This is a genomic window from Streptomyces milbemycinicus (genome assembly GCF_002154605.1).
GTDB lineage: Bacteria > Actinomycetota > Actinomycetes > Streptomycetales > Streptomycetaceae > Streptomyces > Streptomyces milbemycinicus.
The window spans coordinates 1-13,737 of the sequence record NZ_MUNE01000211.1; the positions used below are offsets into that span (position 1 = coordinate 1).

At 71.2% G+C, this 13,737-nt stretch carries 12 protein-coding genes; 4 read left to right on the top strand and 8 right to left on the bottom strand.

Annotated elements, in window-relative coordinates:
• Together pgsB and CCN51_RS18385 are read right to left on the bottom strand one after the other, a co-directional pair.
• The coding region (gene pgsB / locus CCN51_RS18380) for a poly-gamma-glutamate synthase PgsB (RefSeq protein ID WP_086859739.1) at positions 1-861 on the bottom strand (861 nt) is incomplete at its 3' end.
• A 6-nt stretch (positions 862-867) separates the two neighbouring features.
• Positions 868-3,060: a HAMP domain-containing protein gene (locus tag CCN51_RS18385; protein ID WP_014178621.1), complete on the bottom strand. Its 2,193-nt coding sequence runs from the start codon at positions 3,058-3,060 to the stop codon at positions 868-870.
• Positions 3,061-3,371: 311 nt separating this feature from the next.
• Between CCN51_RS18385 and CCN51_RS18390 the strand changes: the two genes are divergently transcribed.
• Positions 3,372-4,430: a hypothetical protein gene (locus tag CCN51_RS18390; protein WP_143675830.1), complete on the top strand. Its 1,059-nt coding sequence runs from the start codon at positions 3,372-3,374 to the stop codon at positions 4,428-4,430.
• A gap of 40 nt (positions 4,431-4,470) precedes the next feature.
• Here CCN51_RS18390 and CCN51_RS18395 read toward each other — a convergent pair whose 3' ends face one another.
• Together CCN51_RS18395 and CCN51_RS18400 are read right to left on the bottom strand one after the other, a co-directional pair.
• A complete protein-coding gene (locus CCN51_RS18395) occupies positions 4,471-5,967 on the bottom strand; it encodes an MFS transporter (RefSeq protein ID WP_014178624.1) in 1,497 nt (498 codons plus the stop codon).
• Between the two features lie 108 nt (positions 5,968-6,075).
• Positions 6,076-7,119, bottom strand: coding sequence for a zinc-dependent alcohol dehydrogenase (locus tag CCN51_RS18400; RefSeq protein ID WP_086859741.1), 1,044 nt, complete (start codon positions 7,117-7,119; stop codon positions 6,076-6,078).
• Positions 7,120-7,413: 294 nt separating this feature from the next.
• On the opposite strand from CCN51_RS18400, the gene CCN51_RS18405 reads away from it, so the two are divergent.
• Positions 7,414-7,917 carry a MarR family winged helix-turn-helix transcriptional regulator gene (locus CCN51_RS18405; RefSeq protein ID WP_086859744.1) on the top strand — a complete coding sequence of 168 codons (504 nt, stop codon included), beginning with the start codon at positions 7,414-7,416 and terminating at the stop codon, positions 7,915-7,917.
• 22 nt (positions 7,918-7,939) lie between these two features.
• On the opposite strand, the gene CCN51_RS18410 is transcribed toward CCN51_RS18405, so the two are convergent.
• The 3 genes from CCN51_RS18410 to CCN51_RS18420 all read right to left on the bottom strand — a co-directional run bounded on the left by CCN51_RS18410 (position 7,940) and on the right by CCN51_RS18420 (position 10,254).
• Complete coding sequence (locus CCN51_RS18410) at positions 7,940-8,746, bottom strand: ABC transporter permease (RefSeq protein WP_014178626.1); 807 nt, start codon at positions 8,744-8,746, stop codon at positions 7,940-7,942.
• Positions 8,743-9,672 (bottom strand): ABC transporter ATP-binding protein, encoded by a 930-nt coding sequence (locus tag CCN51_RS18415; RefSeq protein WP_014178627.1) that lies wholly within the window; start codon positions 9,670-9,672, stop codon positions 8,743-8,745. The genes CCN51_RS18410 and CCN51_RS18415 overlap by 4 nt, the downstream gene beginning before the upstream one ends.
• A 66-nt stretch (positions 9,673-9,738) precedes the next feature.
• Positions 9,739-10,254 carry a YceI family protein gene (locus CCN51_RS18420; RefSeq protein WP_014178628.1) on the bottom strand — a complete coding sequence of 172 codons (516 nt, stop codon included), beginning with the start codon at positions 10,252-10,254 and terminating at the stop codon, positions 9,739-9,741.
• Between the two features lie 159 nt (positions 10,255-10,413).
• On the opposite strand from CCN51_RS18420, the gene CCN51_RS18425 reads away from it, so the two are divergent.
• Positions 10,414-11,007 (top strand): sensor histidine kinase, encoded by a 594-nt coding sequence (locus tag CCN51_RS18425; RefSeq protein WP_014178629.1) that lies wholly within the window; start codon positions 10,414-10,416, stop codon positions 11,005-11,007.
• 21 nt (positions 11,008-11,028) lie between these two features.
• Here CCN51_RS18425 and CCN51_RS18430 read toward each other — a convergent pair whose 3' ends face one another.
• Entirely contained in the window at positions 11,029-12,054 is a 1,026-nt protein-coding gene (locus tag CCN51_RS18430) for an Lrp/AsnC family transcriptional regulator (protein WP_014178630.1), read from the bottom strand.
• Positions 12,055-12,169: 115 nt separating this feature from the next.
• On the opposite strand from CCN51_RS18430, the gene CCN51_RS18435 reads away from it, so the two are divergent.
• Entirely contained in the window at positions 12,170-13,723 is a 1,554-nt protein-coding gene (locus CCN51_RS18435; protein ID WP_014178631.1) for an AbgT family transporter, read from the top strand.
• Positions 13,724-13,737: the final 14 nt, after the last annotated feature.

Consider the following 13,737-nt stretch of genomic DNA (forward strand, 5'->3'; position numbering starts at 1 on the left):
CGCCCCGAGGTCGAGCAGCTGGTTGATGTTCATCAGCGTCGACTCGGGGTCGTTGGCCGCGAAGACGTTGGCGAAGCGCAGCCGCTTGCCCTCGTCGGTGCGGTAGCGCTCGACCGACAGCACACCGGGGTCCGGCGGCGCGTCGTACATGCCCTGCAGGGCCACCTTGCGCTCCACGCCGAGGAGTTCGGCGACGGTGAGCGCGATCGCCACGTTCTCCTTGAAGGTGAACCAGCTGAAGCCGCGCAGCTCCTCATCGGTGACCGTCTCCGGGTCCGCGTAGATCAGGCGGCAGTTCCGGGCGTCGGCCTCCTCCTGGAGGATGTGCAGCCGCTCCTTCTCGGCGGTGACGCAGATCCCGTCCTCCGGCATCGAGCGGCACAGCGAGCGCGCCACATCGTCCAGGGTGGGGCCCATCTCGGCGAGGTGGTCCTCGCGGACGTTGCACAGCACGCCGATCGTGGAGCGGATCAACTTGGACTGGTTGATCTCCTGGAGCGCCGGCATGACGGCCATGCACTCGATGACCAGCGCGTCCGGGCGGTACGCGGCGGCGCGCCGCACGATACCGATCTGCTCGACGACGTTGGCGATGCCGAACTTGCGGTAGACCGGCTCCTCGGTGGCGTCGGGGTGGATGAACCGGGCGGCCGTACCGGTGGTCTTGGCGACGGTGACCAGGTCGCCGCCGCGCAGCGCGCCCGCGCACAGCCGGGTGATGGACGACTTGCCGCGGATGCCGTTGACCAGCACCCGGGTGGGGATGTTGTCCAGGTTGGCGAAGTGCCGCCGCTGCTCCACGACCCCGGCGACCAGCAGTATCGCGCTGCACACCATGAGCACGGTGTAAAGGAAGAGCACGGTTTTTCAGTTCCTTCCGGCGAGGGACCGCGCGCCGTCGCGCCCGCGCTGCTGCCCCTGCAGCTGCTGCCGGATGAGCTCCAGGCTGCGGACGACGGCGCCGACCTCGTCGTGGTGGCGCGGGAAGAGGACGGTACGCCGGTCGCCATCCGCAAGCGCCTCGGCCTGGTCGGCGAGTGCGCGCAGCGGGCGGACGACCACGATGTGCAGCCAGCCCAGGCAGGCCGCCGCCGCGGTGAGGCCGAGCAGCCCGACCAGCACGGTGCGGTTCTGCAGGGTGTACGCGGGGATGTCGAGCCGGGACGCGGGCTGCCAGCTGACGACGCTCCAGTCGAGGACCTTCGCCACGCCGCCGCCCGTCATCGGGGCCGCGGCGGCGATCCGTACGTCGTCGCCGCGCTGGACCTTGGCGTGTGCCTGCTTGCGGTCGACCAGCGGGGAGAGGTGACCGGGCATCTTCTCGAAGGCCAGGTAGCCGGAGTTCCCGGCGATGGTCCGGCCCTTGGCGTCGACCACCCGGACCTGGCCGAGGCCGTCGCGGCGCAGCAGCGCGTTGACGAAGTCGATGTCGAACTCGCCCACGACCGCGGCGCCCGCCTTCCCCTGGAGGGGGGCGGTGGCGCGGATGACGGGCTTCTTGCCGCCGTGCCCGGACACCTTCAGGGGCTGGTCGGCGGGGCGCTCACCGGAGGAGTGGTGCGGTTCGTGCCCGGCCCGGGCCAGCACCTCGCCGTCGCCGCTGACGACGTAGACGGATTCGTAGCGGGGGTGTTCCTCGATGGTGCGGTCCAGTACGGCCGTCATGTCGTCGGCCGAGGTGCGGTTGCCGATCAGGGCGGCGACGGCGGACAGGTCCGCGTGGCCCTCGTTGAGCGCCCGGCGCACCCGGTCGCTGATCGTCTCGGTGCGCGCCTTCTGGTCGGCGACCACCTGGGCCGGGATGTGTACGGAGGAGCTCGGCCGGTTGAGCAGCAGGGTCAGCGGGACCGACCAGGTCAGCAGCAGTACGGCGGAGACGGCGACCAGGGCGCGGGTGCCCAGGCGCCGGCCGCCGCGGGCGCCGGACGCGCCGTCCGTACCGGACGCGCCGTCAGCACCTTCAGGAGACTCCTCGTGCAGCTGCTGCCGCAGCCGCTCCAGGGCGCCGCCGATACGGGCGGCCTCGCCGAACCGGGGCACGGTCACCGGGCGGGCCAGATCGCCGCGGGTGAGCCGGCGGCTCTCCAGGAACAGCCGGATCAGGGGGCGCTGGACGGTGCCGAGCAGTACCGCGATGGCCAGGGCGCCGATGACCAGCAGCGCGCCCGCGGCGGCCAGTCCGAAGGCCGGCCGGGCCAGTTGGGAGGCGCGTTCGGTGACGCCGACCTGGGTGACGATGCTCAGTCCGAGGCCGCTGGCCACGGTGGACTCGCCGGGTTCGGAGGCGGCGAGCGAGGCGTAGCCGCCGACGGTCCGCCGGTCGCCCGAGGCGTCGCCGGTGAGGCTGCCGCTGACGCCCGCGTAGCCGCCGGAGCCCGGCTCCTTGGAGCTGATGGGGTTCTGCCGGGACTTCTTGGCGGAGATGGTGGCGAAGTCCTTCAGCTCGCGCTGGGCCCGCTCGCTGTCGAGGGCCCCGTCGCTGCTGAGGATCGTGCCGGTCGAGTCCACGACGCCGATGCCCCGGCTCTCGCTCAGCCGCATCCCGGGCACCTTCAGATTGCTGGAGGCGATCAGGAGCTGCTGGGGCTGGCCCTTCCAGGAGAGCAGGGCGAGGGCGATCAGCCGGGTCTGGCCGTTCTGCAGCCGGACCAGACGGGGCTTCAGGCCGTCCTTGCCGGAGAGTTTGGTGCGGTCGATCACAGTGAGCGGCACGGTCTCGCCGCGGGCGGCGAGCAGCTTGCCCGACTTGATCTCGATGACCGCGGTGCCGCTCCACTTCTGGTAGACGCTGCCCGTTTTGTCGAGGACGGCGTCGGCGGAGACGGGTTTGCCCTCACTGAAGAGGATCGCGGTGCGGTCGAGGTCGGTGACCGACTCGTCGAGCGAGGCGCGCAGTGCGACGGCCCCGTCCTCGGCGAAGTGCTGCTGGGAGGTGAGTACGGCCTTGGGTACGAGGACGTTCTCGGTTTTACCGAAGGTGAGGGCGGTGATTCCCGCCAGGGAGAGGAGCAGAGCCGAGAGTACGGCTATAGGAGGACGAATGCCGCCTATCAGCGACATATCAGCCCGTCGGCGGATCTTTCGCCGCCGCTTCGGCGCCGAAGCGGCCACGGGGGCTCCTCTCTGGAAATACCTGGAATTGCCTGGGAATGCCTGGGAATGGCCCGGGGCGCCCGCGCGGCCCTTCAGAGCGCGCCAATACGCGGGCCCTGCGGGGTGCGCGGCCGCGCATACGCGCGACCCGTGAGGTTTGGATCGTCGCGCGGGGCTAAGGGTTGCATGAGGAGATGAAAATGTGAGTCAGATCGCTCGATCGTGATCGCCGCGGACCGGCGGCCGAAACCGGTTGCCCCGCTATCGTCCGTTTCACCATGAGAGCCGACTCCAGCATGAGAGCCGACCGCCCCCGGAAGACCACCCACGCCGCCCGGAAGGCTTCTTCCGTCGTTCGGAAGACCTCCGCCGCCGCTCGGAAGAACCCCCTCGTCCTCGGCGTCGTGGCGCTCACCGCCGTGGCCGCCCTGCTGACGACCGTCCTCGCCCTGCGCGGCAGCGGCGAGGACGGAACCACCACCCCCAAGGCGGGCATCGACCTGGAGCGCCGGATCACCGACTACACGGCCCGGTTCGGCGCGGACACCGGCTATCTGGAGCCCAAGCGCGCCGACCGCCAGGCCGTCGCCCGTGCCGTAGGGCTGCTCCTGGACGGCCACCGCGACCAGGCCGCGGCCCGCCTCGACGCCCTGGACTTCGATCTCCGTACGATCACCGACAGCGCCACCGGCCGGCGCTACGCCGAGATCGCCGACCGCACCGACACCGGCCCCACGCCGCGCGGCTGGGGGCGCGTCTACGTCGACCTCTCGGCCCCCGCGCACTGGTCCGTCCAGATTCCCCACCCGGTGGCCGACGCCCGTACCGAACAGCTGGGCGTCGGCATCCTGCGCGGCAGCCCCGGCGGCGTCCTCGTGCTCGCGGGCGCCCATCGCGACGCGGGCGTCGGCGACGCGGCCGATGTGGCCCACCGGCGCTACACCGTCTTCGCCGCGGTCTGCGCCGAACTCGCCGAACGCGGACTGCCCGGCATCCAGATCCACGGCTTCGCCGACGACTCCGCCCCCGACTACGACGTCATCGCCTCGACCGGCCGCGCCACCCGCGAAAGCCGCGCCGACGCCCGCACCCTCGCGAACGCCCTGCGCGCCCGGGACTTCGAGGTCTGCCGCGCCTGGGTCCGCTCCTGCCCCCTGGAGGGCCGTACCAATGAACAGGGCCGCGCCGCCGCGGCCCAGGACAGCACCTTCCTCCACGTCGAATTCGCCAACGCGATCCGCACCGACCGCCGCGAGGCCGCCCGGGCCGTCGCGGCGGTGAACGTGGTGACCGCCCGCTGGGCGAAACGGACACCCCACCCGGGCGCGACCGGCTGACCGGCCGCGCCCGGGTGGGGCTGCGCTATGCGGACGGGCGTTACGACGCCGTCCCCAGGGCCTCCGCCGACTCGGCAGCCGACTCGTCCGGCCCCGCGGCCGCGGGCGCCCCCTGCGCGGCGGCGGCTCGCTGACGCGGCAGGAAGGAGGCGAGGGCGAAGGCGAGGAGGGCGGCACCGGCGCCGATGGCCATGACCACCTTGAAACCGCTCTCGGAGGGCAGGGCGCGGCCGTGGAAGCCGGTGGTCATCTGGGCCAGGATGACGCCGGCGATGGCGCTGGCGAAGGAGGTGCCCAGGGAGCGCATCAGGGCGTTGAGGCTGTTGGCGGCGGCGGTCTCGGAAGCCGGCACGGCGCCCATGATCAGGGCGGGCAGCGAGCCGTAGGTGAAGCCGACGCCGGCGCCGATGACGCAGGACGCCAGGATCAGGTGCCAGACCTCGGACATCAGCACGATGTTCAGCCCGTAGCCGGCGGCCACGATCAGCGCGCCGATCATCAGCGTCACCTTGGGGCCCTTGGCCTTGGTGACGGCGGCGGAGAACGGGGACACAACCATCATGACCAGGCCCTGCGGGGCCAGCACCAAGCCCGTGGTGAGCATGGACATACCGAGGCCGTAGCCGGTCTGCTCGGGCAGCTGGAGCAGCTGCGGCAGGACCAGGGACATCGCGAACATCGAGAAGCCGAGCGCGATCGAGGCGAGGTTGGTGAAGAGCACCTGGCGGCGGGCGGTGGTGCGCAGATCGACCAGCGGCTGCCGGGCGCGCAGCTCGTACGCTCCCCAGGAGAGCAGGATGACGACGGCGGCGGCGAACAGGCCGAGGGTGGTGGCGCTGGTCCAGCCCCAGTCGGCGCCCTTGGAGACGGCCAGCAGCAGGGACACCAGTCCGGCCGACAGGCCGAGGGAGCCGGCCAGGTCGAAGCGTCCGCCGGTACGCACCTTCGACTCGGGCACGATCATTCCGACGAGTGCGAGGGCGACGGCGCCGAGGGCGGCCGAGGTCCAGAACAGGGCGTGCCAGTCGAAGTTGTCCGCGATCAACGCGGCGGCGGGCAGGCCGAGGGCGCCGCCGACGCCGAGGGAAGCACTCATCAGCGCGGTGGAGCCGGCGAGCCGCTCGGGCGGCAGCTCGTCGCGCATGATGCTGATGCCGAGCGGGACGACGGCGGCGGCCAGGCCTTGCAGGGTGCGTCCGACGATCATCGGAACCAGGGACTCGCTCAGCGCGCAGACGACCGATCCGGACACCAGCAGCACGAGGCTGACCAGCAGCAGGCGGCGCTTGCCGAGCATGTCGCCGAGGCGGCCGACGACCGGCGTGGCGACGGCGGCGGCGAGCAGCGTGGCGGTGACCGCCCAGGTGGCGTCCGACGGTGAGGCGTCGAGGTACTTCGGCAGCTCGGGGACGATCGGGATCACCAGGGTCTGCATCAGCGAGACGACGATTCCCGAGAAGGCCAGCACCGCCACCACGGCGTTCGGCCTCGGCGGGGCGGAACCCCCGGCGGCGGGTCGGGCAAGGGCGTCGGACATGGCGCGGGCCTCCAGGGGCGAGCAAGTGGATTGCTTGACTTGAGTAAGTGGCGTGGTCGCAGGCTCGGGCTCTGCGAGGGGTGGGGGAGCGGTGCGGCTCGGTCGGGCCTACGGCTGTCCGTCAAAGGTGACGACGACCTTCTCCGCGGCCCCCGGCGTCAGGGCGAGTTCGAAGGCCCGCTCCACCTCGGAGAACGGCACGTGGTGGCTGATCAGCCGCGCGAAGCGCTCCTGGTGCTCGACGAGTTCGGGGGTGACCTCGAAGATCTCGGTGGGGTAGCCCTGGGAGGCGATGAGGGTCAGCTCGCTGCGCAGCATGCCGCCGAGGTCGATGGCGTCGGACTTCTTCTGCACGGCCACCATGACGAGCTTGGCGCCCCACTTGGCGGATGCGACGGCGGTGTTGAAGACGGCGGGGGCGCCGGCCGCGTCGATATAGATGTCGGTACCGGCCCGCGGCTGGCCGAGCGCGTTGGCCGCCTGGCCGTGCAGTTCGGTCAGGCGGGCGGTGACGTCTTCGGCGGCTGAGTCGATGACGGCGTCGGCACCGACGGCCAGCGCCGTTTGAAGGCGCTCGGGGATGACGTCGGCGACGACCACGTGCCCGACCCCGCGCAGCTTCAGCCAGATGGCGGCGCCCAGGCCGATGGGCCCGGCACCGAAGACGACGACCTTGTCGGTCGGCTTCGCCTCGGAGCGGTTGACGCAGTGGCGGGCCACCGCCATGGGCTCGTTGAGCGCGGCGACGTCGAAGGGCACGGTGTCGGGGAAGACGGTGACGCTCTTGCCGACGACGGCGTCCTCGATGAGCAGGTACTCGCTCATGCCGCCCAGTTCGCCGCCGCAGCCGATGATCCCGGAGGGGGCGCCCTGCGGATTGACGACCACGCGGTCACCCGCCTTCAGGCCCATGACCTCGGCGCCGACCTCGACGACCTCGCCCGCGGGCTCGTGGCCCAGTGGCAGCGAGACCATCGACCCGCCCGGGCCGAAGGGGACTCCGCCCAGGTGGAGGAAGTGGGTGTCGGTGCCGCAGATGCCGCAGGCGCGGATCCGTACCAGGGCGTCCTTCGGGCCGGGGGCGGGCCGTTCGGCGTCGACGACGTCGATCTTGTGCTGCTCGCCGGTCCGGACGGACTTCATCGTGGCCATGGAGGGACTCTCTTTCTGGGGGGTCGGGGGCGCGGCACTGCCGCTGTGCCGCCGGACCCGGCGGCGGACGGGGGTTCCGGCCGCCGGGCCCGGGACCGCGCCAACCCCCGTCCCCACGGGTTCGGCGCGCGTTGGGGCCGTCTCCGCTCAAGGTGGCCCCGGCCTGGGTGCCCGCGGCGGGGGACGCCGTGGGGCTGACTTGCTTGACTCAGGCAAGCATGAACGACTTACTTGAGTCAAGCAACCTTTCTCTCGAAATACTTGACTTAGGCAAGCATCTGTTACGGTGGTCTCATGTCCACACCGTCATCCGCAGCGGGACCCGTCTCGACGGACGTGATCGAGATCGAGCGCGCGCTGACGCGCATCGCCTACCTGGCCGGCCGGGCCCGGCAGCACGAGCGCCTGATGGCCCTGGCCGGACTGTCCCTGGACCGGGCCGCCGTGGCGATCCTGCGGCACATCGCCGAGAGCGAGCCGCTGCGCCCCGGAGTGCTGGCGGTCCGGCTCTCCGTGGAAGCCTCCCACGTCACCCGGCAGCTGGGGCAGCTGGAGAAGGGCGGCTATGTGATCCGCGTCCCGGATCCGGACGACCGCCGCGCCCAGCGCATCCAGCTCACCGACGCCGGCCTGGCCGCGGTCGAGCGCATCCGAGAGGCCAGCCGCCGGGGCATGTCGATAGCTCTGGCGGACTGGTCGGCCGAGGACCTGGGGCAGCTCGCGGGGCTCTTCCACCGGCTCGCCGACGACTTCGTCAAACACGCCGAGGCGGATGTCGACATCCCGCCCTCGGCCTGACGGGCCTGACGGGCCCCACCGGTCATCTGGAATCCCAGCGGAACCGTCGGACGGCCACCGCCGCACCGGCCACCCCCCACAGCAGCAGGACGCCGTAGTCCCGCCAGGGGAGGCCGGTGTGGTCCGTGGTGAAGGCCAGGAGCAGGGCGTCGTTGAACGGCTTTACCGGCAGCGCACCGGCGATGCCGTTCAGCAGCGCGGAGTGGATCGGCATATACGTGCCCGAGATGAACACGAGCGGGAACAGCACGAACTGCACGACCGACGGCGCCGCCTCCGCGTTGCGGACCAGCGAGGCCACCGCGACTCCGAGGGCGCAGAAGGCGGCCGCGCCGAGCACCAGGGACACCGCGAGCGCGGGCCACTGCGGGGCGGCGGGCAGCGGGACGCCGTAGAGCCTGCCGACCGCCGTGATGAGCAGGACGTCGACGACGCTCACCAGGACGCAGTGCGCCAGCAGACCCGCGAAGTACCCGGAGGCGGGCAGGGGGGTGGCCCGGACTCGCTTCAGCATTCCGTTCTGCCGTCGCGTCGCGAGCACGATCGCCAACTGGCTGTAGCAGGAGCCCAGCACGGACACCGCGGCGATCGTGGACACGTAGTACTGGAGCGCGGATCGCCCGTAATAGAACTCGCTCTTCCCGATGGAGCCGAACAGCCCGCCGAAGATCGCCATGACCACGACCGGGAAGACGAACGTGAAGAACGCGCTCTGCGGATTCCGCCAGAACGTCAACTGCTCGTAGCGGATCTGATGCCACAGCAGGCGCAGGCCCAGGCGGCGGCTCGACAGGCGCCCGGCCTGGGCGCGGGGAACGTCGATGCTCACGGTGCGCTCCTCTCCGGTGTGCTGTGGCTGTGGTCGGTCAGGCGCATATAGACGTCCTCCAGGCTCGGCCGGTCGACCCTCAGCCCGGCGAGCACGGTGTCGCGGCGCAGCGCCCAGCCGGTGAGTTGGTGCAGCGTCCGGGTCGGCTCCGCGGACTCGACGGTGACCAGGCCGCCCTCGCCGGGCGCGGCGGGAACCGGCAGATCGGCGACCGTGGTTCCGGGCGGCAGCGCGAAGCGGATCCGGGCCCGTGCCGTGTCGCGTCCGCCCAGGGTCCCGGGGGTGCCCTCGGCCACGATCCGCCCGTCGGCGATCACCGCCACCCGGTCGGCCAGCTCCTCGGCCTCTTCCATGGAGTGGGTGGTGAGCAGGACGGTGGTGCCCGCGTCGCGCAGGTCCCGCACCAACTGCCAGGCGTCCCGGCGCGCGTTCGGATCGAATCCGGTCGTCGGCTCGTCGAGGAAGAGCAGGGTGGGGCCGCCGATCAGGCCAAGCGCGAGATCCAGGCGGCGTTTCTGGCCGCCGGAGAGCGCCCGGACCTTCTTCTTCTCCAGCCCGGCGAGGCCGACCAGGCCGATCACCTCGTCGATGTCGCGCGGCGCGGGGTAGTAGCCCGCGTCGCGGGCGATCGTCTCGCGGACGGTGAGATAGGGCTCGACCGCGATGTCCTGCAATACCAGCCCGATCCGCTCGCGCAGGGCGCGCTCGGTGGCCTTCTCACCCGGGTCCAGACCGAGTACGTCGACCCGTCCGGAGTCGCGGCGCCGAAACCCCTCCAGGATCTCCATGGTGGTGGTCTTGCCCGCCCCGTTGCGGCCGAGCAGCGCGAAGATCTCCCCGTGCTCGATGGTGAAGCTCACCCCGCGCACCGCCCGCACCGCGCCGTACCGCTTGTGCAGGCCCTCGACCACGACCGCGTCAGCCATGGCCGTCTTCCGTCGCTTGTCGCGCGGCACCCGGTGTCAGGTGCTCCGGTGTCAGGTGCTCCGGTGTCAGATGCGGACGCAACGGATCTCCAACGTCAGATCGAGATGGCGCCCGGCCATGCCACGGGCCGCCGTCACACCGAATGCGGTGCGGTCGACCCGTGTGGTGGCACGGACGGTGAAGGCATCCGCCAGCACCTCGGAGTGCACGATCGACAGGCTCGCCGGCCGGGAGCGTCCGCATGTGGTGAGCGTGCCGGAGACCGTGGTGGTGTCCACCCGGTCGGAGGCGAACGTGATCAGCGGATGCCGGTCGGTGTCCAGGAACGTCACCGACCGTACGGCGGCGTCCCGCTGGGCATGGCCCGTACGGAAACTCGCCGCGTCGACCTCCGCTTGCACACTCGACTCGAAGATCGGCTCGGCCACCTCGACGGTGCCGCCGCGGATCGCGAAGGTGCCGTGGACCGGCAGAAGGCCGAAAAGGTGTCTGCTCTTGAACGAGATGGACGATTTATCTGTGTCGATCGTGTAGCGGCCGAGCCGGGGTGTCGTCGCGGCGGTGTTGCCTGTCGCATCCATGCCCCCATTCCACGGCGGCGGGCGCACCGCGCGGCAGGGCGGGCGGTTGGTTCCGCACCCGACGAAGGGCTTGCCCGCGACGCACGGCATACGACTTTCGTAGGGTCCGCCGAGGCGGAAGTATCCGGTGCCGCCGACCGGAACGGGGCCGCGAGGCGGGTGTCCTACGGTGAGCGTCATGACCGCCGGACCGCGTACGTCGTGCTCGCCGCCTTCACCCTCGTCGTCATGCGGCCCTGGGATCCGTCCGCCACGAACATGACGATCGGGCTGCTGCGTACCGCGGTCGGGCCGCTGCTGGGGCTGTACTTCGACGCCCGCCGCAGGCTGGTGCGGGCCCAGGCGCTGGAGGAACTGCGGGACCTGGTCGGCATTCTGCGCACCGCGCCGGAGGGCGACCCGGCGCTGGCCTCACCGGTGGTCGGGCGCACCGCCTACCGGGTGCTGCGCGAGGCGCTGACCAACGTACGCAAGCACGCTCCTGGCGCCCGGGTGAGGGTGCGTGTGGAGTACGACACCGCACAGGTGCGGCTGACGGTCCACAACACACCCCCGGCGGGCAGCCCGCGCAGCGCCCTCGCCGGTACCGGCTCCGGTCCGGGGATCGCGCATCTGCGGCAGCGCATCGAGCTTGTGCACGGCACGCTGCGCGCCGAACCCTGCTCCGACGGCGGGTTCAGCGTCGAGGCGACGCTGCCCGCGTTCGTCCCGACCGCGGAATCGTTCGCCCCGACCGCGGCATCGGCGGGGTGAGCCGATGGAGAGCCCGGTGATTCACAGCAGTGTCGGTGCGTGGAACTCCCCGAGCCCCGCGGTCAGGTCCCGGTCCAGCCAGTAGCGGCGAGGCTCGGCCAGCATGACGTCGACGCTGACGGTGAGGATGCCGGGGATCGTGGCGAGCTCATTGTCGATGAACACCGCCAGCGCGGAGCGGTCGGTGACCATGCCGGAGCACAGGACGGATATGTCGCTGGCGACGTGTACGGCGAGCCGGGTCTGGGGGAACTGGTCGAGGCGGCGCATGACGTCGGGCGTCTGGCCAGGCGCGACCCGCAGGCGCAGCACGAAGGAGGTCTGGAAGCCCAGCCACTCCGACACCACCTCGAGCCGGGGTTTGACCCAGCACTCGTCCAGGACCCGGCGCACGACGCGGTGCGCGGTGGAGGTGGCGAGACCGGCGGCTCGGGCGATGCTCGCGGAGGATGCCCGGCCGTCCCGCATCAGCTGGGCGACCACGATGCGTTCGGCCTCGCTCAGGGGTTTCGCGGGAGGCGTCGCGGTCGCGGTGCCCTCGGGGCGGGCGCCGGTGAGCTTCAGCAGGTCGGCCCGTTCGGTGTCGGTCAGGAATTGCGGGTCCCAGGTGATGCCCCGGCGCAGGGTGCTGAGCGCGGGCAGGGCGTTGACGCGGCGGACGCCGGGGATCGAGAACATCCGGTCGATCGCCTCGCTGGTGGCCGTCTCGGAAGGCGCGTGGACGACGGCGTAGAGCGGGTAGTCCCCGGAGATCTGCGCCAGGAGCTGCAGATGGGGGAGGGCGCGGAGCCGGTCGAGGACGGCGAGTGGGGTCTCGCCGGTGATGTCCAGGAAGACGTGGACCGGCATCGCCCTGGAGTGCATGCCCCAGTCGGCCTGCCCGATCACGCGAACCATCCGGGACTCGTGCAGCCGGTCGAAGCGGCGTTTGAGGGTACTGGCGTCGGCGGACAGGATCGCGCCGATGTCGTCCCAGGTCGCCCGGGGCGCCAGGTGCAGTGCCCCGATGAGGCGCCGGTCGAGCTCGTCGAGCAGAGGGCGAGTCATGTTCCCTCACCTTAGACCGCCGATTAATCCCAACGTTACATCCTGGCTATAGCGAATCTCTCACTTGAGTGCCATGGTTTGCGGGAACGTCCCCGGAATGCACGAAGAGGTACCCATGAGTGCCACCGCGACCGAACCCCAGCCGACCGAGCCCCCCTCGAGAGTCCTGCGCGCCGCGTTCCGAGGTTTCGCGGCGATCGAGAAGGTCGGCAACAAACTGCCCAACCCGTTCTGGCTGTTCTGGATTCTCGCGGGGGTCGTGGTCGTCCTCAGCGCGGTGCTGGCGGCGGCCGGTGTCGGCACGGTGCACCCCGGAACGCACGAGACCATCGAGGTGCAGAGCCTGCTCAGCCAGGCCGGGCTCACGACGATGGTCGAGGGGGCTGTCGACAACTTCGCGACCTTCCCGCCGCTGGCCACGATCCTCATCGTGGGCTTCGGCATCTCCGTCGCCGAGGCGAGCGGGCTGTTCACGACCATGCTGCGCCGCATGGTCGCGCGGGTGCCGGGCAAGTACCTCACGTTCGCGCTGTCGATGACGGCCATGGTCGCCCACGTCGCCGGTGATGCCGCGTACGTCACCCTCATCCCGCTCGGGGCGCTGATCTACCGCGCCGCGGGCCGCAGCCCCGTCCTCGGCTGCATCGTCGCCTACGTCTCCATCTCCGCCGGCTACGACGCCTCGCCGTCCCTCACCACGACCGACGTCCTGTTGTCGTCGATCTCCACCGCCGCCGCCCACACGGTGGACGCGGACTACGTCGTCACTCCGGTGGCGAACTACTTCTTCGGGCTCGCCTCCTCGGTCCTGGTGGCCCTGGTGATCACGCTCGTCGTCGACAAGGTCATCGCCAAGCGCTCGGACCTGGACCCCGATGAGCCGGTCGCCGCGCTGAACGCCGCCGAGTTGGCCGAGATCGAGGTCACCGGGCAGCAGCGCCGCGCGCTGCGGGTGACCGGGCTGGTCGCGCTCGGCTTCCTCGCGCTCCTGGCGGCGGCCATGATCCCGGAGTCCTCACCGCTGCGCGGCAAGGGCGGCTCCATCGTCGAATCCCCGCTGATCACGGGCATGTCGCTGGTCCTGTTCGCGTTCTTCGCCCTGCTCGGCTGGGTCTACGGCCGCATGACCGGGACCTTCCGCGCGGCCCGCGACATCGTCGACGCGCTGGTCGACGGCACCCGCTCGTACGCCCCGATCCTCGTCCTCTTCTTCGCGATCTCCCAGTTCCTCGCCTACTTCAAGTGGACGAACATCGGCAACGTCCTCGCCATCAAGGGCGCGGAGACCCTGCGCGACCTGCACCTGGGCGGCTGGACTGTGCTGGTCGGCATCGCCGTGCTGATCACGTTCATGAACCTCGTCATCACCAGCGGTTCCGCCCTGTGGGCGCTGGCCGCTCCGGTGCTCGTGCCCATGCTGATGCTCGTCGGGATCGAGCCCGAGACCACCCAGGCCGTCTACCGCGTCGCCGACTCGGTCACCAACTGCGTCACCCCGATGAGCCCGTACTTCGCGATGGCATTGGGCTTCATCCAGCAGCACCGCAAGTCCGCCGGCATCGGCACCCTGGCCTCCTTCACCATCCCGATCGCCGCCGTCGTCTGGGTCGCCTGGGTCGCGTTCTTCGTGGCCTGGTACCTGCTCGGCCTCCCCTTCGGCGTCAGCTGACCCCGTCCCTCCCC

Coding starts and splice junctions, on each gene's coding strand:
- CCN51_RS18415 (WP_014178627.1), bottom strand. CDS start 9,672: ATGGCTGACGCGGTCGTGGTCGAGGGCCTGCACAAGCGGTACGGCGCG.
- CCN51_RS18430 (WP_014178630.1), bottom strand. CDS start 12,054: ATGACTCGCCCTCTGCTCGACGAGCTCGACCGGCGCCTCATCGGGGCA.
- CCN51_RS18435 (WP_014178631.1), top strand. CDS start 12,170: ATGAGTGCCACCGCGACCGAACCCCAGCCGACCGAGCCCCCCTCGAGA.
- CCN51_RS18395 (WP_014178624.1), bottom strand. CDS start 5,967: ATGTCCGACGCCCTTGCCCGACCCGCCGCCGGGGGTTCCGCCCCGCCG.
- CCN51_RS18400 (WP_086859741.1), bottom strand. CDS start 7,119: ATGGCCACGATGAAGTCCGTCCGGACCGGCGAGCAGCACAAGATCGAC.
- CCN51_RS18405 (WP_086859744.1), top strand. CDS start 7,414: ATGTCCACACCGTCATCCGCAGCGGGACCCGTCTCGACGGACGTGATC.
- CCN51_RS18385 (WP_014178621.1), bottom strand. CDS start 3,060: ATGTCGCTGATAGGCGGCATTCGTCCTCCTATAGCCGTACTCTCGGCT.
- CCN51_RS18420 (WP_014178628.1), bottom strand. CDS start 10,254: ATGGATGCGACAGGCAACACCGCCGCGACGACACCCCGGCTCGGCCGC.
- CCN51_RS18390 (WP_143675830.1), top strand. CDS start 3,372: ATGAGAGCCGACTCCAGCATGAGAGCCGACCGCCCCCGGAAGACCACC.